General features: G+C 72.6%; 13 protein-coding genes and 1 pseudogene. 7 read left to right on the plus strand and 7 right to left on the minus strand.

Translation table 11 applies throughout. The features are described 5' to 3' along the window. Nucleotides 1-9 precede the first annotated feature (9 nt). Nucleotides 10-1,269, plus strand: coding sequence for an FAD-dependent monooxygenase (locus tag ACFP3U_RS04945; RefSeq protein WP_380223921.1), 1,260 nt, complete (start codon nucleotides 10-12; stop codon nucleotides 1,267-1,269). Nucleotides 1,270-1,384: 115 nt separating this feature from the next. On the opposite strand, the gene ACFP3U_RS04950 is transcribed toward ACFP3U_RS04945, so the two are convergent. The 4 genes from ACFP3U_RS04950 to ACFP3U_RS04965 all read right to left on the minus strand — a co-directional run bounded on the left by ACFP3U_RS04950 (nucleotide 1,385) and on the right by ACFP3U_RS04965 (nucleotide 11,682). Then, complete coding sequence (locus ACFP3U_RS04950; RefSeq protein ID WP_380223922.1) at nucleotides 1,385-1,960, minus strand: TerD family protein; 576 nt, start codon at nucleotides 1,958-1,960, stop codon at nucleotides 1,385-1,387. Nucleotides 1,961-2,013: 53 nt separating this feature from the next. Then, nucleotides 2,014-2,175 (minus strand): hypothetical protein, encoded by a 162-nt coding sequence (locus ACFP3U_RS04955; RefSeq protein ID WP_380223923.1) that lies wholly within the window; start codon nucleotides 2,173-2,175, stop codon nucleotides 2,014-2,016. 146 nt (nucleotides 2,176-2,321) lie between these two features. After that, on the minus strand, nucleotides 2,322-3,188 hold the full coding sequence (locus tag ACFP3U_RS04960; RefSeq protein ID WP_380223924.1) for a tetratricopeptide repeat protein: 867 nt from the start codon (nucleotides 3,186-3,188) through the stop codon (nucleotides 2,322-2,324). Between the two features lie 148 nt (nucleotides 3,189-3,336). Then, on the minus strand, nucleotides 3,337-11,682 hold the full coding sequence (locus tag ACFP3U_RS04965; protein WP_380223925.1) for a DNRLRE domain-containing protein: 8,346 nt from the start codon (nucleotides 11,680-11,682) through the stop codon (nucleotides 3,337-3,339). A 308-nt stretch (nucleotides 11,683-11,990) separates the two neighbouring features. Between ACFP3U_RS04965 and ACFP3U_RS04970 the strand changes: the two genes are divergently transcribed. Beyond that, complete coding sequence (locus tag ACFP3U_RS04970; RefSeq protein WP_380223926.1) at nucleotides 11,991-12,293, plus strand: hypothetical protein; 303 nt, start codon at nucleotides 11,991-11,993, stop codon at nucleotides 12,291-12,293. Between the two features lie 9 nt (nucleotides 12,294-12,302). Here the strand turns inward: ACFP3U_RS04970 and ACFP3U_RS04975 are convergent, their stop codons facing one another. Together ACFP3U_RS04975 and ACFP3U_RS04980 are read right to left on the minus strand one after the other, a co-directional pair. After that, nucleotides 12,303-13,874: a glycerol-3-phosphate dehydrogenase/oxidase gene (locus tag ACFP3U_RS04975; protein ID WP_380223927.1), complete on the minus strand. Its 1,572-nt coding sequence runs from the start codon at nucleotides 13,872-13,874 to the stop codon at nucleotides 12,303-12,305. 65 nt (nucleotides 13,875-13,939) lie between these two features. Next, nucleotides 13,940-14,560, minus strand: coding sequence for a TetR/AcrR family transcriptional regulator (locus ACFP3U_RS04980; protein WP_380223928.1), 621 nt, complete (start codon nucleotides 14,558-14,560; stop codon nucleotides 13,940-13,942). Between the two features lie 20 nt (nucleotides 14,561-14,580). Between ACFP3U_RS04980 and ACFP3U_RS04985 the strand changes: the two genes are divergently transcribed. The 5 genes and pseudogenes from ACFP3U_RS04985 (at nucleotide 14,581) to ACFP3U_RS05005 (ending at nucleotide 19,459) form a co-directional block, all read left to right on the plus strand. Beyond that, nucleotides 14,581-16,203, plus strand: coding sequence for an FAD-binding oxidoreductase (locus tag ACFP3U_RS04985; RefSeq protein ID WP_380223930.1), 1,623 nt, complete (start codon nucleotides 14,581-14,583; stop codon nucleotides 16,201-16,203). Then, nucleotides 16,200-17,099, plus strand: a pseudogene (locus ACFP3U_RS04990) (diacylglycerol kinase); the annotation flags it as partial. The gene ACFP3U_RS04985 and the pseudogene ACFP3U_RS04990, both read left to right, overlap by 4 nt. Nucleotides 17,100-17,160: 61 nt before the next feature. Further along, entirely contained in the window at nucleotides 17,161-18,360 is a 1,200-nt protein-coding gene (locus ACFP3U_RS04995; RefSeq protein ID WP_465261954.1) for an AAA family ATPase, read from the plus strand. Nucleotides 18,361-18,431: 71 nt separating this feature from the next. Then, the gene (locus ACFP3U_RS05000; protein WP_380223933.1) at nucleotides 18,432-18,683 is read left to right on the plus strand and encodes a hypothetical protein; all 252 of its coding nucleotides are present in this window, start codon (nucleotides 18,432-18,434) and stop codon (nucleotides 18,681-18,683) included. 581 nt (nucleotides 18,684-19,264) lie between these two features. After that, on the plus strand, nucleotides 19,265-19,459 hold the full coding sequence (locus ACFP3U_RS05005; RefSeq protein WP_380223934.1) for a hypothetical protein: 195 nt from the start codon (nucleotides 19,265-19,267) through the stop codon (nucleotides 19,457-19,459). A 212-nt stretch (nucleotides 19,460-19,671) separates the two neighbouring features. On the opposite strand, the gene ACFP3U_RS05010 is transcribed toward ACFP3U_RS05005, so the two are convergent. Then, entirely contained in the window at nucleotides 19,672-21,033 is a 1,362-nt protein-coding gene (locus ACFP3U_RS05010; protein WP_380223935.1) for a DUF2252 domain-containing protein, read from the minus strand. Between the last annotated feature and the right edge of the window lie 93 nt (nucleotides 21,034-21,126).

Consider the following 21,126-nt stretch of genomic DNA (forward strand, 5'->3'; position numbering starts at 1 on the left):
GGAACGGTCGTGCGGGGTGGATCGGTCGCCGTGGTCGGCGGCAGCATCGCGGGGAGCGCGTTCGCACGGGCGGCGGCCCGGGGCGGGGCCGAGCGGGTCACCGTGCTGGAGCGCAGCCCCGGCCGCCTGGAGGACCGCGGCGTGGGCCTGTGCGTCCTGCTGGACCGCTACGACGAGCTGGTCCTGGCCGGCCACCTCGACGACGGCATCCGCCACCACCCCCTCACCACCCGCCACTGGGTCGCCAAGGACCCGGCGGGCAGCCCGCGCGGCCGCGTGCTGTGGGTGCAGCCGATGGCGATGCACTCCTTCCACTGGGCCGTGCTCTGGCAGGGGCTGCGCGAACGAGCCCCGGACAGCGTGGAGTTCCGCCCCGGGACGGCCGTCACGGCGGTCGGCGGCACCGACCTCGCCGGGCCGGCCTGGGTGGAGACGGCGGCCGGCGGGCGGGAGCCGTACGACCTGGTGGTCGGCGCCGACGGCCACCGCTCGGTGGTGCGCACCGCCGTCTGCCCGGAGGCCCGGGCCGAGTACGCCGGGTACGTCGCCTGGCGCGGCAGCTTCGACGCCCGGCTGCTCGACCGACTGCCGGGCGGCGCGGCCCGCTGGCCCGAGTCGGAGGTGATCACCGCCTGCTACCCCGGCGGCCAGGTCGTGCTCTACCGGATCCCGGGCCTGACGCCCGACACGACGCTGGTGAACTGGGTCTTCTACGCCCCCGCGCCCGGCTGGCTGCGGACCGCCGACGGCACCGACCCGCTCGGCTTCGCGGTCGGCTCGCTCGACACCGCCCACCGCGGCGAACTGGCCGCACTCGCCGAACGCGTCCTGCCCCCGTACTGGGCGGGCGTGGTGAACACGACCCCCGTCGAACGGATCCTGCTCCAGCCGATCCACGACCTGGAGACCCCGCGCCGCACCGCGGGCCGCCTGTTGCTCGCCGGGGACGCGGCGACGCTCGTCCGCCCGCACACCACCAGCGGCGCGGCCAAGGCCCTCCAGGACGCCTGCGCCTTCGAGGACGCCTGGCGGGCGGCGGACGGCTGGGCCGACCTGCTGCCCGGCTACGACCGCGAGCGCGGCGCGGCGGGGCAGGCCCTGGTGGACCTCAGCCGCCGGCTCGGGCGGGCGCAGGTCACCGGGGCGCCGGACTGGTCGGCCATCGACGGGGCGGGGATGGTGGCGTGGTGGCGCGACCAGCTGGGCGCTTCGGGCGGCTTCGGGGGGCTGGCCCTCCGGCGGACGCCGAACCCGGGCCAGGGCTCCTGACCGCTCCTGACCGACCGTCAATTCTCTGGTGTGCCGAACCGCCGGTCGGCCACCGGGCGTTGACCCGCTCAGTCGACCGCCCGGTGGCCCGCTCATGTGCCCCGGATCAGATGCTTCAGACGTTCACGCCGTAGTCGGTGGCGATGCCGCGCAGGCCGGAGGCGTAACCCTGGCCGATCGCCCGGAACTTCCACTCCGCGCCGTTGCGGTACAGCTCGCCGAAGACCATCGCCGTCTCGGTGGAGGCGTCCTCGGAGAGGTCGTACCGCGCGATCTCCTGGCCGTTGGCCTGGTTGACGATCCGGATGAACGCGTTGCGCACCTGGCCGAAGCTCTGGAACCGGGCGTCGGCGTCGTAGATCGACACCGGGAAGACCACCTTGGCGACGTCGGCCGGGACGGCGGCCAGGTCGACCTTGATCTGCTCGTCGTCCCCGTCACCGCCGCCGGTCAGGTTGTCGCCGCTGTGCTCGACCGAACCGTCCGGGCTGCGCAGGTTGTTGAAGAAGACGAAGTGCTGGTCCGAGACCACCTTGCCGAGCGCGGTGCAGAGCAGCGCGCTCGCGTCCAGGTCGTAGTCGGCGCCGGTGGTGGTACGGACGTCCCAGCCGAGCCCGACGATGACGGCCGTCAGCCCCGGCGCCTCCTTGGTCAGCGAGACATTGCCGCCCTTGGCCAGCGAAACTCCCACGATTGCCCTCCTCGATTGCTCTCCCTGCCAAAGAATCTACAACACTGTAGAGATCACGAGAATCCGTCGGTCGCCACATCCTCGGATCCGGCCGACAACTCGGCCACATGCTCCGGCAGCAGACGGACCCGGCCGGCCAGCAGTTCGACGAACGCCGCCGTCAACGCGTCCGGCCTGGTCCGCGTGTACGCGACCAGCGACCGCCGCACCGACACCGTCCACAACCTCGCCCGCCGTCCACTTCGCCATGACCAGCCCCTTCGCCACCGGCACAGTGCTGCACGTCGACGGCGGCGCCCACCTGGCGTGAGCACCGGCGGGTGGGCCGGGGCGGGTTTCGTTCCCGCCCCGGCCCCGGCGGCTACGCCTCGGACTCTCCGGTCGGCCGGTCGGCTCTGTCTTCGCGCTCGGCCTCCTCCAGTGCTCTGGCGAGCTCAGCAGCCGATTCCAGGTCCCCCGCCTCCGCGCCACGCCGGTAAGCCGCCAACGCCTCGTCGGAATCGCCCAGGAGATCGAGGACCAGACCCATGTTGAGCAGGGCATGGAGCTCGCCCTCGTCGGCCGCCCGCCGGTAGAGCGCCAGCGCCTCCTCCAAACGTCCCACGTCGTGCAGCCATCGGGCGTACGAGAAGGGTGCTCCATCGTCCTCGGACCGCAGCGCGCGGGTGTAGGACTCGTCGATCACGGAATCGGCTTCGGCCGGTTCCGCCGCGAGGGACTCGGCCAGCGCCAAGTGGGCCGACGGAACATCCCGATCCACCGCCTCATGGGCATGACGACGCGCATCCTCGGTACACCCCGCACGCGCCTCCGCACGGGCCAGGAAAGCCAGGGCATTCTCCCTTCCCGCATCGACGGCCTGGCGAAGCGCAGGGATGGCCGAGCCGTTCTCGCCGAGGTCGAAGTAGTGCTTTCCGAGATTCTCCATCGAAAGGGCGTCCCCCTCGGCCACACCCCTCAGGAATACCTCTTCCGCCTCGTCCGCGCGGTCCTCGTCGCTGAGGAAACACCCAAAATTGTTGTACGCCTCGACATCGCCCTCCGCCAGCGCCGCCCGGTAGAACGACTCGGCAGACTCCCGGTCATCCATGACGTCCGCGAGCAGATCCGCCACCAGCAGATTCGCCCCCGGCATCCCCTTCGTAGCACGGGACAGCGCCAGCGCCTTGGCGCTCTCCGGACGCCCGCTGCGCACATAGAAGTCCACCGCACGTGCCGTGTATTCCACGGAACCGAGCCTGGATCCCGCCAGCCACAGAAAATTTCGCACAAAACTCAAGGACGACACCCCTCATGACGGATGACGGGGCGCCACAGGCGCCCCGTCATCATGGTACAAGTCGGCGCCTAGACGCCGTCAGTCGATTCCCTTCCGGTCACTTCTTCCGCCGGTTGGGATTCTGCTTCCAACCCCCCTTGTTCCGCTTCTTGTAGCCTCCGTGCGCATCACCCTTCTGGTGCTTGTCCCGCTTGGACTTGCTGGCGCCGGTGCGGTGCCCCTTCCGGTTCTGCTGCGTCGTGATCTTCTCTTCCTTCTCGGGCTTCTTGCGGGCGCAGTTGTGAACGATGACATCGTCGTCGTCCACCAGCACCGAGAAGGTGTGGAGGTTGCCCACCGTGAGGTTGTAGACCAACTGGTCCGACTGCTCACCACGGTCGGTGACCCGGACGACGCTGTGCAGGCCGCCGTCCTCCGAGCGCAGGCGGTCCCCGGTCCGGACGTCGCCGGCCTCGGTCCAGCCGCGCGACTCCACCCAGATGGGGTGGTTCGCCGTCGAGGTCAGCGGCTTGGATATGGCGTTGTCATCGGTTTCGAGGGTCACCAGGTGCTTGGCACCGTAACCGACGATGACATCGAGCACCGGTTCCGCGAACGAACGCCCGGTCTCGGGGTCGGTCGCCCACACCAGGTCGCCGATCTCGACCCGGTCGATCGGCAGGTAGGACCCGTCCGCCATCAGGACCAGGGTGTCGGGCGCGAAGGAGTTCGGGCAGGTGCCGCCGCGCGACATCCGCTCCCGGACCGACTGGGTGAAGGAGCTCACCCGCTGTCGCGCGCTCGACATCGCGGATGAGAACCGGGAGCTGGCCCGGGACACCGACGACACCGCGCGCTCCACCCGTGCCGCGGCCCGGGTAGTCTTCGCCACCGCTGCCGCGACCTTGACCACCGGTCCGGCGCCGACGGTCTGGGCGACCGCCACCACGGCCATCTCGGCGGCCTTCTCCCAGTTGCCAGTGGCCGCGTAGGACACCGAGGAGACGGCTGCCGCCACCGCACCGATCGGGCCGGGGATGTACGACGCTACCTCGGCGACCTTGGCCACCACCTCGACCGTCTTCTTCAGCCACTTGGGCATGCCCCAGTTGCCGTCGAGGTCGGTGCAGTTGACCGGGTCGCCGGTGCAGTAGTCGTAGGCGCTCGCGTTGCCGCCAGGCACCGGGTCGATCTGCAGGAAGCGGCCCAGGGCGGGGCTGTAGAGGCGGGCACCCATGAGGATGTCGCCGTCCTGGGCCTCGGCGGAGCGCTGCTTGCCGCCGAGCCAGCCGTAGCGGACTCCGGCCTGGCCGTCCTGCGGGATGCCGAACTCGTCGAAGTCCAGCACCACCGGCTTGGTCAGCCCGGTGTCGGTCGTGATGACCACCGAGCCGAACAGGTTGGTCAGCTGGAGCTGGACGTCACCGGTCTTGCTGGTGGTGGCGGTGAGGTCACCGTCCGGGCCCGAGACGTTGCGGGTCAGGGTGCCCTGGGTGGTGTCCTCGACGGTCCAGCGGACCTCGTCGGAGTCGTCACCGTAGTGGTTCAGCTTCGAGGAGGCGTTGGCCCAGGAGCCGTCGGCCTGCTTCTTGCTGGTGGTGAACGCGGTCAGGCGGTGGGCGGCGTCGACGGCCCACTCCTGCTTGGTGTCCCCCTTCTCCTGGGCGGCGACGCGGTCGTTCGCCCAGTAGGTGTTGATCGCGCCGGTCGCCGTCTTCACCATCCGCCCGAAGGCGTCATAGGTGAAGCCTGCGTCGGTGAGGCGGTCGGCGCTGTCGTAGGTGTGGTTCTCGGCGACCGCCCCGGCCGTGCTGCACTCGCCCGACGTCCCCTTCGGGGAGGTCTGCTTGGACAGGCGGTTGGAGTGGTCGTCGAAGGCGTACTGTCGGGTGACGCAGCCGGTGGCGACCGTGGACTGCTCGGCCTTCACCAGCCGACCGAGCCGGTCGTACTGGTAGGAGCGGGTGGCGGTGGAACTGGTGTCCTTGGCCACCTGGCCCTGGGTGGACATGTCGGTGGTCTGCGCCCAGACCACCTTGTTGTCGCTGGTACGGGTGTAGGTGCGGCCAGTGGCCTCACCGACAGCGTTGAAACTGTCCTTGCGGACGATCCCGCCGGGGTAGCTCTGCTCGACCAGCTGGCCGTCCGGACCGTACGCGGCGGTGAACTCACCGGCCACGCTGTCGTTGACGGAGGTGACCAGCCCGCGCGGCTCCTTCGCGTGGTCGTAGGTGTACGTGGTGAATCCGGTCGGGTCGCTGACCTTGACCGGCTTGCCGAACCTGTCGAACTCGCTGGTGGTCGTCGCCCCGTCGGCGTCCGTGTAGGAGATCAGCCGGCCGAGCACATCCAGCACGCGCACGAGCGACTTGCCGCCGGCGGTCGTCTTCACGATGTCGCCGGTGGCGGGGTCGTACTCGGTGGTGACCTTCGGGAGCGGCTTGCCCTCGTCCGAGGTGATCTCGGTGGACAGGATGCGGTCTGCGCCGTCGTAGCTGGTGACGGTCTTGCGGCTCTTGCCCGCGTTGGTCTCGGTGGTCTCCTCCGGCTCGTTGAATGGCGAGTACCGGGTGACCCGCTTGACCGGCAGGGTGGTCGGCATCCGCGTCGCGTCCGCGCCGGTGATGTCGCCGCCCGGCCCGGTGACACAAGGCAGACCTGCCCACTCCGGACGGTTGGCGCACGCGGCGTCATCCAGGTTGGCACCGGCGGTGTAGAACACCGACTTCACCGTCCCGGCGTCCGTACCGGTCGAACCCGGCTTGCGGGACTCCACTGCACGGGCGTGTACGTCGTACTTGACCGTGGACGTCAGCTTGGCGCCGAGCGCGTCGGTGGTGACCGACGTGGCGGTCTTCAGTGTCCAGCCGGAGGTGCCGCCGATCGGGGTGTCGTAGCCGGTCTTGGTGACACGCAGCTCGACGTCGTCGGCGTAGCCGTCGACGCGGGCTCCGTCGGTGCTGCTGGTGACCAGGTGGTACGCCTGGCCGTCGGGCTTGCCTTCGTCGTACGTGCTGGTGTTGTGGTCCCGGGCGACAACCGAAGTACCGGCCGCCAGCGTCGGGTTGACGGTGGTCTTGGTCAGCGTGACCGTGTCCAGGCCGGCGTGGAAACGCTCGCCGGAGCTGGCCGCGTTGGTGCCGGTGACGGTGAGCTTGAGCTCGTGGTCACCGCGCGCCAGGTGGATCTCCGTGCCGGTCGCGTACGGGGCCACGACCGGGTCGGCGGAGTAGGTGTCGATCGGCTGGCCGAGGGGCTGGCCGTCGATCGCGAACTGCACGATGCCGTGGTCGCTGACCTTGGTCAGCTGACCGGAGAGCTGGTAGTAGCCCTCCTCCGGCACGCTGACGCGCATGACGTCGTAGGCACCGGCGGCGGTGGCGCGCACGCTCAGGTGAGCGCCGCCGGACCAGATGAGACCGCAGCAGTTGTTGTCGATCTGGACCGGCGCGGTGGCGCCGAGCTGCGGCAGCTTCTCGGCCTCCGCCGTGACGGTGACCGGGGTGCTCTGGCCGTTGACCTGCTCGGCGAGCGAGGCGCGGTACACCGGGCCGAGCGTCTCGACGACGTCGATGCCGTCCGCGCTGTAGGTGGTGCGCGAGTCCAGGAGCCGGGCCCGGGACTTGGTGATCTCGGCCTTGCGGGCCTTCTGCTCGTCGGTCAGGTTCGCCGCGAGCAACTCGGCCGGGATCTGCGGCAGACTCAGTTCGGCCGTGAACCGGTCCCACTCGGGGTGGGTCCCGAGCGCGATGGCCCGGTTGGTGGCCTGCACGGTGCGCACGGCGTGGCCGTAGCGGTCGTACTCGGTGGTGTCGATGTCACCGCCGGGGGTGACGGACGGGCTGGCCGTGTTGACCTCGTTGCCGGAGGCGTTGAGGTAGTGGACGGCGGCCGCCTTGTAGCCGTCCTTGCCCGGCTTGACGGCCGTGGCGGTGTTGGCGCCCGGGTCGTCCTCGGGACCGAACACGGCGGTGGCGTCGGTGGGAGCGTCCAACTGCGCCCACGTGGCCACATCCGCGCCGGACAGGTCGTACGGACCGCCCGCGCCAGTGGTGAGCGGCACGTCGTAGACGACGTTGGTCGCGACCTCGCCGTTGACCTGGTTCTTGCTGCCCTGCGCCAGGGCCGCACGGCGGACCTTCAGCAGGCGCCCCGGGTCCTGGTCGGCCGCGGCCTTGCCGTAGTCGAAGTTCCACGGCAGCTCACCGGCGGCGCCGACCTGGGTGACCCGGCCGTCCGCGTCGTAGCCGTAGGTGGTCTTCAGCGGCTGGGCCAGGCGCGGGTCCCAGACCTGGGCGATGCGGCCCTTGTCGTCGTACGCGTAGTGCGCGACCTCGACGGCCTCCTGCTTGGAGGTCGACGGGTTCCACGACCACACCTTGACCGCCTTGACGCGGTCCGGGTAGTCACCGGGCGTGGTGGCCGTGGCGGTGGTCGACTTGGCGTACTCGTACTCCATGACCTCGCAGCCGCGCGGCAGCGGGTCGACCGAGCAGTGGTTCACGTCGTCCACACCCGGCTCGACCGGCGGGATGACGCGCTTGACCAGGGAGCGGCCGTCAGCGGTGTCGTACTGGTACCGAGTGGTCGACGCGGCCTCGGGGCCGCTGTCGCTGACCACCTGGTAGAGGTCCGAACCGGCCTGGCGGGCGAACACCGTCTTCGAACCGTCCAGCTCGGACAGCTCGTAGGTGGTGCCGGCGGTCTGCACGTCCCAGACCTGGTTCGGACCGGCCCAGCAGACCCAGACCGAGGCGCCCTTGTCGGTGTCCAGGCACTTGCCCGAGTGGCGGTTCACCACCATGCCGTCGGTGCGGACCTCCCACTGCTGGTTGAGGCCGCCGTTGCAGCCCCAGAGCATCATCTGGGTGCCGTCGTCCACCTGGTTCAACGGGTTGTCCAGGCAGTAGCCCAGCAGCCGCAGCGACCCGTCGTCACCGCGGGTCCACTGCTGGTTCGCCGCGCCGGTGCAGGGCGCCGGCTGCAGTACGGCCCAGTTGCCCGCGGCGCCGTTCGGCACCTCCAGGCACTGGCCGCTGCTGTTGAGCACCATCGCGCCCGTGGTGGCCGGGACGGCCTTCAGGGCGAGCGACTCGGCACCCGGCTCCGGGAAGAAGGTGCCGTCGGTGCCCTTGGCGAAGGTCAGCGAGGTGTCGTCGTTGCCCTTGATCTCGACCAGGTCGGACTGCGGGAATGACAGCGAACGGTAGTCCGAACCGGCACCCGCGTCGGGGCCGCCGGCCCACTGCGGACCGAACGGCGCGACGATCTCCTTCATCGAGATGTCGTCGAAGAAGACCTGCTTGTCCGCCGCGATGAAGCCGTTGTAGAGGCGGAAGAACGCCTCGGTGGCGTCGGCGGGGACGGCCAGGTCCACGCTCAGCTGCTGCCAGCCGTCGGTGAAGCCGGCCTTGGCCGAGGTGGTCTTGGCGTAACCGGCCGGGGTCTTGACGAAGCCGACGAGCCGGAGGCCGCGGTCACCGAAGTCCGGGTTGAGGCCGGTGGAGCCGGGGACGTAGATCCAGCCGGTGAGGCGGTAGGTGCGGCCCGGCTTCATGCCGAGGGCCATGGTGTTGTCCGGGCCGACGCCCGCGTAGGAGTCGATCTGGCCGCTCTGGCCGGTCGGCGTGATCAGCAGCGAGTCGGTCGAGCTGTCGTGACCGCGGACCGTGGAGCGCGACAGCGACGCCAGGCCGGCCGAGAAGCCGTTGGTGTCAGTGCCCACCTGGCGCTGGTTGGCGCTCAGGCGCTCGCCCTGCGGCTGCCAGCCGCGGCCGAGGTCGCGCGAGGAGGTGGTGCGGGCCACCGACATGCCGAACTCGTTGGCGTCGGTGACGTCGGTGGAGTAGTCACCGGTCAGCAGGTTGACCGACCCCGGGCCGACGCTCGCGCCGGCCGCGCCGTCCGCGTTGCGGTCGACGGTGATGGTGTTCCAGACGGTGGTGTAACCGTTGCCGGAGCCGTCCTCGGGGAACAGCTTGGCGCGCACCTGGACGACACCGCCGACGTTGCCGAGGGTGTCCAGGACGTTCCAGTTGGCGTGCTGGCCGAGGTCGGAGAGGAGCGGCTTGTCCTCGGTGACCGGGGTGTTGTCGGCCTTGGTGAGGTTGGTCCGGGGCACCGTGTACTCGGTGGCGCCGGGGCCGCGGCGGTACTCGTAGACGACGCGCTTGAACTGCGCCTGGGCGTCGACGGCCAGCTTGACGCGCTTGGCGGACTGGCTGCCGTTGACCGGCGAGCTCAGACCGGCCTGGCCGACCTGGAAGGTGTAGGTCGCGGGCGGGGACAGGTTGCCCGCGCGGTCCTTGGACTGCACGCTGAGCACGCGCCGGCCCTCGGTGGTCGGGGTGATCGACGTGGTCAGCGCGGCGGTCGCGTTGACGGTGACCGGCGTGCCGCCGTCCAGCGTGTAGACGTAGGCGGTGAGGTCGTCGGTACCGCCGGCCGGGGTGAAGGTGAACGAGCCGGCCTGGTTGGCCGCCCCGTGCCAAAGCCCGTCCGACGGGTAGTCGGCCGAGGTGACGAACGGCGCGCCCGGCTTCACGGTGTCCACCACGAACTGCGTGGTGACCCAGTTCGAACGGGACTTGCCGTCGTCCAGCACCGAGGAGATCGAGTACTGCACGCCCTCGTCGAGCTTGGCGATGCCGAAGTCGGACGCGCGGACGGAGGCCCACGAGCCGTTGGGCGTGTCCTTCGGGATGGAGCCGAGGAAGGTGCCGCCGCGCCACAGGTCGAAGTAGACCTTCACCGTGTCACCGTCGACGTCCGCGGCCTGCGCCAGGAAGCGCGGGTTGGCGTCCGAGGTGTACTTCGGGTTGCCCGGCTGGGACGGCTGCACCTCGACCGAGGCCGGGGTGGTCGGCACGGTGTTGTAGGTGATCGACAGGAACGGCGGGTGGTCGCCCTCGGAGGACTCGAACCGCTTCCAGGTGTAGGAGTCGTTCTCGTCCGCCGCCTTGAGGCCCAGCGCGTACGTACCCGCGCCCATGCCGGACCAGTCCCGCACCAGGTTGGTGACGTCGGCCTGCACCCAGTAGGTGTTGCCGGGGCCGAGGCAGTCATGGGTGTCGCCGTCGTTCGGCACGTCACGGGTCTCGCTGGAGACCGCGTAGCGGTTGATCAGGCCCGGCTGGTTGCCCCAGCGGTTGCCCGTGTCCGCGTACTGGGAGGACCAGACCTCCCACTGCTTCTGCAGGCAGGAGGAGGAGTGGAAGTTCGCCAGGTAGAGCTTGGCGTCCAGGATCTGCTTGCCGTTGAAGTCGCCACCGGGGAAGTGGATGAACGAACGGGCCTTGGTGGCGCCGCCGTTGTACGTCCCCAGCTTCAACTCCGTGGAGGAGGAGTTGTCGTAGTTCTCGCCGGTGTGCACGTAGGTGTCGAAGTTCGCCTCGACAGCGACCGCCGGGTCGATCGTCACCGGGAACTGCGTCTTCGCGTCGGCCAGGAGCGCCGTGTCCGGGGTGAACACCAGCTCGGTGTCGTTCCCCTGGCCGCGCACCTCCATGGTCACCGGGGCCCGGTTGAGGTGCTCGCCCGAGGCCTCGTCGACCGCCGCGTCCCACATCACGGGTGCGGGGATCTTGACGGCCTGCTTGCCGGTGGCCTTGTCGACCAGTTGGATCGAGCCGTCCGGCTGCGGGACGACGTTGAGGCCGGTGGTGTCGAGCGGGATCGTGATCGTGCCGGCCTGCGAGACGGCGGAACGATTCTTCACGATCAGGAACTGCTCGAAGCCGGTCCGGGTCGCCTGCAGCAGCAGGTCGACGCCGGGGCGGGCGTCGACGTACGTCGCCTTGCTGCCCTCCAGCTTCGGCTTCGGCAGCTTGCCCAGCCAGCCGAAGCCGACCTGCTGCTCACCGGAGCCGATCTTGACCAGCGGGCGCTCGGCGGGCTTGGGCTCCTGCGTGGCCTCCTGCTTGGCCTCGGGCGTCGCCGGGGCCGGGGCCTCGGCGCGCGCGGCGCCGCGGGAGGCGTGCTCGGTGGACGCGTGCTCGGTGGCCGCGGCGGCCGGGGTCGACGTCGCGGCACCGGGCAGGCTGTCGCCCACCGTCACCCCGGCGTCGCCGCCCTCGAAGACCAGACCCTCCGGGTGCGCCTTCGGGGCGACCTTGCCGTCCGGCGTCTGGACGAGGGTGGTGTCGATCGGCACCCACGCCTCGCCGACCTTCATCCGGATCGGACCGGTCGACCGCTCCGAGGTCAGCGTCCCCTCCGGGTTCGCCCACAGGGTGGTGAACTCGTTGCGGGCCTTGGTGACCTCGATCCGGCGCCCCTGAAGACGGGCCGCCAGCAGCGCCGAGGCCTCGTCAGGGGCCTCGGTGGCCGGCTCGGCCGGGGGGGCCGACTGCTGCGGTGCGGGCGTCCTGCCCGCCTGAGGCGACGCCAGGGCATCAGCGACCACACCGGTCTGCACCAGCAGGCCGAGCGTCAGCACCGTGGATATTCGGCGTATCCAGCGCATTGAAATGGCCCCGCCGGTGGAACCGGACGAGGCCAAAGACCGTCGTGACATCAAGACTCTCTCGATTGGTGATACGTACTCAGCGGACTCCTTCGGAGCCGAATGACAACCTCTCACCTGCACAGAAGCATCACATGCCATCCAGGATGACAATCCAGTAACAGATCATCCACGCGCTGTTATTACATGTTGATTGGGGTGCTTTCACGCCAACCGAGTCATTTGTGCCGATCACCCCGCCGTGCCGGGAACATCCCACCCCCGCGACGTACACTGACCACGGCCGGGGGGCATTTCGGGAGGTCTCCATGCGTCAGCGGCACAGCTTTCACCTCGACCGCGCCGGCCATTCCGTCACGGTGAACGTGCGGTCCGGGTGGATCACCGAGACCGAGGTGCTGGTGGACGGCAAGGAGGTGGCGTTCCACCGGGTGCACGGGCACGGGGTGTACCCGCTGACGCTCGCCGCGCAGTTGGCCGAGGAGCCCGGGGAGCCCCCGGTGCCGTTGGCCGTCCGGTTGGAGCGGACGGGCGTGCCGGAGCAGCCGCTCAGCTGCACGCTGGAGCTCGGCGGGGACGAGCGGCCGATGGCGGAGCGGACCGGACACTGAAGCCGGCGCTCAGACCAGCCGGGCCGCGATGCTCTCGACGGCCGGGCGGGCGTGTTCGGCGTCCGCCGGGACGAGGCCGATCCGGGTGCGGCGGTGCAGCACGTCCTCGACGTCCAGCGCGCCCTCGTGGGTGAGCGCGTACGCGATCTCGGCGCGGCTGACGTCGATGCCCTCCGCGACCGGCGCCCCGTACCCGGCGCCCAGGTGCTCCTCGCCCACGGCCAGGACCTCGCGGGCCGCGCCGCCGTGGCGGGCGAGCAGCGAGGCCGCCACCTCGCCCTCCGGCGCGGGGCGGCTGTCCCGGTGGCAGGGCGCGCCGACCAGCGGCAGCCGGGCCGTCCAGCAGGGCCGGGCGGGCAGGTCGCGCAGCCGGACGGCGGTGTCCACGGCGTCCTCGGCCATCCGGCGGTAGGTGGTGAGCTTGCCGCCGACGACGGTGATCACGCCGTTCGGCGACTCCAGGACGGCGTGCCGGCGGGAGATGTCGGCGGTGGCACCGTCGCCGGTGTCGATCAGCGGGCGCAGCCCCGCGTACGCCCCGCGCACGTCGGCCCTGGTCAGCGCCGTCTCCAGGGCGGCATTCACGGTGTCGAGGAGGAAGTCCAACTCGGCCTCGGTGGGCCGTGGTTCGTCGGGGATCAGGCCGGGCGCGTCCTCGTCGGTGAGGCCGATCGCGACCCGGCCCAGCTGCTGGGGCAGGGCGAAGACGAACCGGCTGGTGGAGCCGGGCACCGGCACGGTGAGCGCGGCGGTCGGCCGGCCGAGGGCGGCGGCGTCCACCACCAGGTGGGTGCCCCGGCTGGGCCGCAGCCGGATGGACGGGTCCACCTCGCCCGCCCAGACGCCGGTGGCGTTGACGACGGCGCGGGCGTGCAGGGTGAACGACGCGCCGGTGAGCGTGTCGACGAGCCGGGCGCCCGTCCCGGTGACCTCCTCGGCGCGCACCCGGGTGAGCACGGACGCCCCGTACTGCGCCGCCGTGCGGGCCAGCGCCACCACGAGCCGTGCGTCGTCGACGAGTTGGCCGTCGTGCGCGACCAGCGCGCCGGACAGGCCGGCGCCGCGCAGGCCCGGCACCAGGGCGCGGGCCCGGTCGGCCCCCACCCGGCGGACCCGGGGCAGCAGCCAGCCCGGCGTGCCGGCGCTCAGCCGCAGCGCGTCGCCCGCGTGGAAGCCGACCCGGACCAGCGCGGCCTGCCCGGTCCTCATCAACCCGTCGAGCAGCGGCACGAGTTGGGGCAGCGGCCGGACCAGGTGCGGGGCGGTGCGGGCCATCAGCACGCCGCGTTCGACGGCGCTCTCCCGGGCCACGCCGATCCGCCCGGAGGCGAGGTAGCGCAGTCCGCCGTGGACGAGCTTGGAGCTCCACCGGCTGGTGCCGAAGGCGAGGTCGCGCGACTCGACCAGCGCCACGCACAGCCCGCGTGCGGCGGCGTCCAGGGCGACGCCCGCGCCGGTGACGCCGCCGCCGATCACCAGCAGGTCGACCAGCGGGCGGTCGGCGAGCGCGGTGAGCTCCAACTCCCGGCGGCGGGCGGTGAGTCGGGTGGTCCCGGCGAAGGGCCCGGCGGTGCTGGTCATCTGCGGCCTCCGCGGCGGTCTGCCGGCTGTCGGGGGTGGCGGGGGTGTCAGGGCCGTCGGGGGTGTTACGGCGAGAGGTAGCCGTCCAGGGCGCGGGCGAGTTCCCGCCGCCAGGCCGCCTCGGGCAGCAACTGGGCCACCATGCGGTGCGATTGAACGGTGGACTGGGCGATCAGCAGCACCATGACGGCGAGTTCGACCGGTTCGCCGGCCCGGATCGACCCGTGTGCCTGCCCCTGTTCGATCCCGGCGCGCAGTGCCTCCAGCAGTCCGCGCTGGCTGGTGCCGAGCCGCTCGACCACGTACTCGAACAGCGTGTCCGCGTCGTCGGAGCGCAGCAGCGCGCCGAGCACGGGGTGGTCGCGGAGCCGGACGGCGACCTCGACGACGCCGTCGACGAACGCGGCCCGGTCCGTCCCGGCGAGCCGGACGGCGCCCCGGGTGGCGGCGATCTCGCGGGTGAGCAGCGCGCCGATCACTGCGCGGACGTCCGGCCAGCGCCGGTAGACGGTCGGGCGGCTGACCCCGGCGCGCCGCGCGATCTCCGCCAACTGGGTACGGCGCACGCCGAGTTGGACGATCAGCTCGGCGGCGGCGTCGAGGATCGCATCGTCGGTTCCGCGCTCGCGGGGCTCGTGGCTGTGCTTGTGACTGTGCTCGTGGCCGTGCTCGTTACTACTTGACATGATGTGTAAAACTGTAACGCATGACCCCCGAGAAGCAAGCGGCAGCGCGGCCCGCGCTGCTGCCCCTCCCCCCAATGAAGTGGGACGCCTGGGGCGACCCGGCCCTCGCCAAGGAGCTGTCCGCCGACATCAAGGGCCTGCTCGCCGCCGCCCTCGGCGTCACCGGCGACGCCGCCCCCGGGCCCGCCGCCTCGGAGGTCGTCCTGCGGCCGTCCGCCCTCACCCCCGACGGCATCGCGGCCCTCGCCGCCGTCGTCGGCGCGGACCACGTCAGCACCGCCGACGCCGACCGCCTCCCCCGGGCCGGCGGCAAGTCCACCCCCGACCTGCTGCGCCGCCGCTCCCGCGACCCGCAGGACGCGCCCGACGCCGTGGTGCTGCCCGGCGGCGAGGACGAGATCGCCACCCTGCTCGCCGTCTGCACCGAACGCCGGATCGCCGTCGTGCCGTTCGGCGGCGGCACCAGCGTCGTCGGCGGACTGGAGCCGGAGCGCGGGGAGTTCGCCGCCGCCGTCTCCCTCGACCTGCGCCGCCTCGACCAGCTCCTCGACCTCGACGAGACCTCCGGCGAGGCCCTGCTCGGCGCCGGCCTCACCGGCCCGGCCGCGGAGGCCCTGCTCGCCGGGCACGGCTTCGAACTCGGCCACTACCCGCAGAGCTTCCGCTTCGCCACCATCGGCGGCTTCGCGGCCACCCGCTCCTCCGGGCAGAACTCGGCCGGCCACGGGCGGTTCGACGACATGGTCCGCGGCCTGCGGGTGATCACCCCGAGCGGCGCGCTGGACCTCGGCCGCGCCCCGGCCTCCGCCGCCGGCCCCGACCTGCGCGAGCTGTTCCTCGGCTCGGAGGGCGCCCTCGGCGTGATCACCGCCGTCCGCGTCCGCGTCCACCCCGTGCCCGCCGTCAAGGCGTACGAGGCCTGGTCGTTCCCCGACTTCACCACCGGCGCTGCCGCGCTGCGCGCCGTCGAGCAGCAGGGCACCGGCCCGACCGTCATCCGGCTCTCCGACGAGGCCGAGACCATGGTCAACCTCGCCATGACCGAGCAGATCGGCGGCGAACCGGCCGTCACCGGCTGCCTCGCCGTCACCGTGTTCGAGGGCACCGCCGAACAGGTCGCCGCCCGCCACCAGCTCACCCGCGCCACCCTGCTCGCGGCCGGCGGCACCCCGCTGGGCGAGGCGCCCGCCCGGGCCTGGGAGCACGGCCGGTTCAACGCCCCGTACCTGCGCGACTCGCTGCTCGACGCGGGCGCGCTGTGCGAGACGCTGGAGACCGCCGCCGGCTGGCGCGAGCTGCACGCGCTCCGATTCGCCGTCACCACCGCGCTGACCGAGGCGCTGCCCGGCTCCCTCGTCCTGTGCCACATCTCGCACGTCTACCCGACCGGCGCCTCGCTCTACTTCACCGTGGTCGCCGCCCTCGGCGAGGAGCCGCTGACCCGGTGGGCCACCGCCAAGCGCGCCGCCTGCGACGCCATCGTCGCCTCCGGCGGCACCATCACCCACCACCACGCCGTCGGCACCGACCACCGCCCCTGGATGACCGACGAGATCGGCGACCTCGGCGTGCGCATCCTGCGCGCCGTCAAGGCCGAACTCGACCCCGCCGGCATCCTCAACCCGGGCAAGCTGATCCCGTGAACGGCCGGAGAACCATCGCCCGCGTCGTTCTCCTCACCAACCCCGCGGCCGCCGCCGGCCACGCCGAACCGGCGGCCCGCCGCGCCACCGCCCGCCTGCGCGCCCACGGCATCACCGTGGACGCGCGGGCCGGCGCCTCCGCCGCCGAGTCCCTCGCCCTCGCCCGCGCCGCCGTCCTCCCCGCCTCCGGGTGCGACGCCCTCGTCGTCGTCGGCGGCGACGGCATGATCAACCTCGCCCTCCAGGCCGTCGCCGGCACCGCCACCCCGCTCGGCGTCATCCCCGCCGGCACCGGCAACGACCACGCCCGCGCCCACGGCCTCCCCCGCGACAACCCCGAGGCCGCCGCCGACGTCATCGCCGTCGGCCACACCCGCACCGTCGACCTCGGCCGGATCACCACCCCCGACGGCACCACCCGCTGGTTCGGCTCCGTCCTCGCCGGCGGCTTCGACTCCCTGGTCAGCGACCGCACCAACCGCCTCCGCTGGCCCCGCGGCCGGATGCGCTACCACCTCGCCATCGCCGTCGAGTTCGCCAACCTCCGCCCCCTCCCCTTCCACATCACCCTCGCCGACGGCACCGAGATCACCCGCGACCTCACCCTCGCCGCCGTCGGCAACACCAGCAGCTACGGCGGCGGCATGCCCATCTGCCCCGACGCCGACCCCACCGACGGCCTCCTCGACCTCACCCTCGTCGACGCCATGCCCCGCCGCCGCATCGCCCGCTTCTTCCCCACCCTCCTCAAAGGCACCCACACCACCCACCCCGAAGTCACCACCCACCGCACCCCCGCGCTGCGGATCTCCTCCCCGGGCATCACCGCCTACGCCGACGGCGAGCCGATGTCCCCCCTCCCCGTCGACATCACCGCCGCCCCGGCCGCCCTCCACCTGCTCGCAGCGGTTCATCCTGAAGAGGCTCGGGTTCTCGCTCACCCTCCTCCATCGGGAGATCGGGCCGCATGCCGAACCGAAACCGACCGTCGACCACCCGCTCCTCACCAGCGCGAGCAAGCGGGTCCTCGAATACGCCTGGGACGCGGCCATGAGCCTGGGACGCGACCGCATCGACACCGAGCACATCCTGCTGGGCCTGGCCCGTGAACCCCACGAAGGCGCCTCCCTCATCCTGGCCGGCGCCGATGCCGACCACAGGGTCCTGCTCGAACTGATCCGGGCGCTCCCCGCCGGGCCGACATCGCCGAACGCCGGGCCCGCGCCGGAGGCCGAACCCGCGCCGGACGAACCCGCGCCGGACGAGCCCGCGCCGCGGCCCGCGTCACTGCTCGCGGCGGTCACCCGGAACCTCACCGGGGAGGCGGGGAACGGCAGGCCCGGCACCGTCGTCGGGCGGCGCCCGGAGATCGAACGGATCCTGCGGATCCTCACCCGCCGGACCCGCAACGTCCCGCTGCTGATCGGCGAGCCCGGAGTCGGCAAGACGAGCGTGGTGACCGGGCTGGCCGAGACCCTCGCGTTCGGGGACGGGCCGGCGGAGTTCCGCGGTCGGACGGTCCGACTCCTCGACGTCGGCGCGCTGTTCACCGATCCCCGGTACCACGGGCGGTTCACCGAGACGATGGCCGAGCTGGTGCGCGACGCCCGGGAGGCCGCGGGCCTCGTCCTCTTTCTCGACAACGCCCTCTCCACCGTCCGGACGCGGGAGGGCCGGGCCGAGGCGCTGGCGTTCTTCCGCCCCGTCCTCGGCGCCCCCGGCGTCTCCGTCGTCGCGGCCGCCACCACGGCCGACCACCGGCGCTGGGAGCGGGACGCGGGCCTCGACCGCCTGGTCCAGCCGGTGCCGGTGGCCGAACCGGCACCGGCCGAGGTGCTGGAGATCCTGCGCGGCGCCCGGCCCCGGCTGGTCGAGCACCACGGGGTCGAGATCACCGACGAGGCGCTGGAGGCGGCGGCCCGGCTGGCCTACGGGCAGCTGCCCGGTCACGCGCTCCCGGGCGCCGCCATCGACCTGCTCGACGAGGCGAGCGCCCACGTCCGCTCCGAACGCGCGCTCCCCGGAGCGTCCCTGCGGGTCACCGAAGCCGTGGTGACCCGTACGGTCGGGGCGTCCGCCGTCCTCCCGGCCGGGCCGCGCCCGCCGGTGCTCTCGCCTCCGGTCCCCCACGATCCGGCCGTCTGGTCCATGAGCTGATCCGGGGCTCGCGGTCCCGGGGGTCAGCTCTTCGGGGCGGGGAGGGCGCCGGTGAGGAGGGGCCATTCGCGGTGGAAGGCCGGGAGCGGGAGCCTGCCCTCGATCAGTGGGGTGCCGAAGATCTTGAGGTGGGCGAGCAGTGCGCCGTTGAGGTCGATGCCGCCGAACAGGCCCCAGTTGCCCTGGAGTTGGGGCGCTCCGCCGGGGGCGTCGACGGTGAGGGAGCCGTCGGCGCGGGCCTGGAGGTAGGGGGCGACGGCGGCCTCGACGCCGACCGCGTCGTAGAGGCCGACGCTGACCTCGGGTGGCGGTGGCGCGGCTGAAGTCGCCGGTCACCTTCCAGTGGGCGCGGGCGCCGAGGTCGAAGCCGAGGGAGGCGGTGCGCGGGGTGCCGAGGCCGGCGCCGTGGTAGGCGAAGCGGACGGCCGGGTGGAGGGTGAGTTCGCCGGAGGCCTTGGCGGTGACGCCGCCCGGCAGCGGGATCGGGGCCTTGGCGTCGACCTCCAGGGTGCCGGAGGCCTCGGCCTTGGTGGTGCCGTTCTCCCGGCCGACGGTCGCCGTGACGTCCTTGACCAGCGGGGTGACCTTGATGGCCTTGGGGTCGACGGCCACCGTGCCGTCGGCCTCGGCGGCGCCGAGCAGTTCCGGCAGGGTGGCCGGGCGGGTGGCCAGGGCGAGGGTGTTGCCCGCGCCGGGGTGGACGGCGGTGACGGCGAGGAGCGCGCCCTGCGGCGCGGCGTCGGTGGGCGGGCTGGCGAGGAGGCGCCCGGCCTGGACGGCCTGGGTGGGCGGCGAGGAGGAGGGGGCGGGCGAGGCGGGGGTGGCGGGCGAGGCCGGGGTAGCGAACGCGGACAGTACGGCGGTGCCGGCGGCCGGGTCGTAGGCGGTGAGCCGGAGGTCGGTGGTGGCCGCCGGGGTGGCGGCCGAGCCATCGGTGGCCGGGGTGCCGATGGCGACGGTCTGGGCGGCGGCGGGCGGCGAGCGTGACGTCGACGGCGGTGGCGAAGGTGGTCACCGTCGTCATCAGGTGCAGTGCGCCGAACGGGCTGCGCAGGTGCAGCGGGACGGCGAAGCCGAGGTGCTCGCGGCCGTCCGGTGACGCGTCCAACGGCGGTACGTATCCGAGCAGTTCGGCGTTCAGCTCCGCCAGGTGGGCGGTGGCGGCCAGGACGTGCCGGGGCCACGCGGCGAAGCTGACGATCCGCGGGGCGAGGCCCGCCGGGTGCAGGGCGAGCCGGTAGGCGTTCGCGCCCGCGCCGAGCAGCTCGGGCGCGGGCGCGGCCCCCTCGGTGAGCAGGCCCAGGGGGGTCCTCAGACCCCCCGCTGCGCCGTCAGCGTGTGGTCGTCGATCGCCGCCAGCAGTGCGGCGTGGTCGACCTCGGTTCGGTCGGCGTAGCTGACGGCGAAGTCGGCGATCGCCTCGGCGAAGGTGTCCGAGCGGCCCAGGTAGCCGGCGACGGTGAGCCGGTCGCCGGAGCGCGCGTGGGCGCGGGCGAGCGTCCGGCCGCAGAGGTCGGCGTACTGGCGCAGGCCGGCCGGGGTCATGGCGGCGACATCGGCGGAGCCCTTCATGTCGCGCAGCTGGCGCCCGTAGAAGTGGCGGCCGGCCGGGCCGGTGGTCCAACCGAGGAAGATGTCGCTGGCGGCCTGCATGAGGTGCTGGCCGGTGACGACGCGGCGGCCGCCGTGGACCACCGGGGCCTCCGCGGACGGTCGGCCGGCCGGCAGGTGCTCCTCCAGGACGGACCGTCCGGCCTCCTTGAGCTGGAGGAACAGCGGGTCGCGCTCGTCCCGGCCGGACAGCAGCAGGATGAAGCAGCGGGTGCCGACGCTGCCGACGCCGACCACCTTGCGGGCGACGTCGGCCAGTTGGAAGCGGTCGAGCAGGACGCGGCGGTCCTCGGAGAGGGTGGCGCGGTAGTCGCCGTAGACCTTGCCGACCTGGCGCAGTTCGTCCTCCGGCAGCCCCTGGATCAGCGGCGGGTCGCTGATGATCCGGCGCCGGCCGTCCTCGCCCTTCTCGGTGAGCTTGCCGAAGGCCTGCAGGCTGGTGCGGCGGCGGGCCTTGTCGAGGTTGGCCTCGACGCGCTTGCGGCGGCCTTGTTTGCGGACCAGCGGGAGGATGTCGGCGGTGTCGATCCGGGCGTACCAGACGTCGAGTTCGCCCAGCTCGGCGAGGTGGCGCATGGCGACGGCGTAGCCGTTCGCCGCGGTGAACGCGGCCCGGCGGACGCGCTCCTCGTCGTGGCCGTTGTCGCGGGCCGCGACGGCGACGCTGGCGGCGAGCCGTTTGACGTCCCACTCGAAGGGGCCGGGGTAGGTCTCGTCGAAGTCGTTGACGTCGAACAGCAGCGCGCGCTCCGGCGAGGCGTACACGCCGAAGTTCAACAGGTGGGCGTCACCGCAGAGTTGGACGGTGATGCCGGTGTCGGGGACGGCCGCCAGGTCGGCGGCCATGACGGCGGCGGCACCGCGCAGGAAGGCGAACGGCGAGTCGGCCATCCGGCCGTAGCGGATCGGGCCGAGGTCGGCGAGCCGGTCCTCGGCCTGCCGGGCCAGGACGGCCAGCGGGTCGGGCCGGTCGGCGGCGGGGATCCAGGGGCCGTGGGCGGAGCGCGGGACGCGCTCGCGGGCGGCCCGGCCGCGCCGACGGCGTTCGGTCGGACTGGTCATGCGCGGCTCCTCGGTGTGTCCGTCCTGCCGGTCCGGTCCTGCGGGTCCGGTGCGGGGTCCGACCGGGGTCCGGCGGTCCCGGCTGTCCTCCTC

Origin of the sequence: Kitasatospora misakiensis (assembly GCF_042656005.1) — a bacterium.
Taxonomy (GTDB): Bacteria; Actinomycetota; Actinomycetes; order Streptomycetales; family Streptomycetaceae; genus Kitasatospora; species Kitasatospora misakiensis.

Bases quoted from the DNA above. Each gene is read 5' to 3' on its own strand.
- ACFP3U_RS04965 (WP_380223925.1), bottom strand. From the start codon at position 11,682: ATGCGCTGGATACGCCGAATATCCACGGTGCTGACGCTCGGCCTGCTG.
- ACFP3U_RS04970 (WP_380223926.1), top strand. From the start codon at position 11,991: ATGCGTCAGCGGCACAGCTTTCACCTCGACCGCGCCGGCCATTCCGTC.
- ACFP3U_RS04975 (WP_380223927.1), bottom strand. From the start codon at position 13,874: ATGACCAGCACCGCCGGGCCCTTCGCCGGGACCACCCGACTCACCGCC.
- ACFP3U_RS04980 (WP_380223928.1), bottom strand. From the start codon at position 14,560: ATGTCAAGTAGTAACGAGCACGGCCACGAGCACAGTCACAAGCACAGC.
- ACFP3U_RS04985 (WP_380223930.1), top strand. From the start codon at position 14,581: ATGACCCCCGAGAAGCAAGCGGCAGCGCGGCCCGCGCTGCTGCCCCTC.
- ACFP3U_RS05010 (WP_380223935.1), bottom strand. From the start codon at position 21,033: ATGACCAGTCCGACCGAACGCCGTCGGCGCGGCCGGGCCGCCCGCGAG.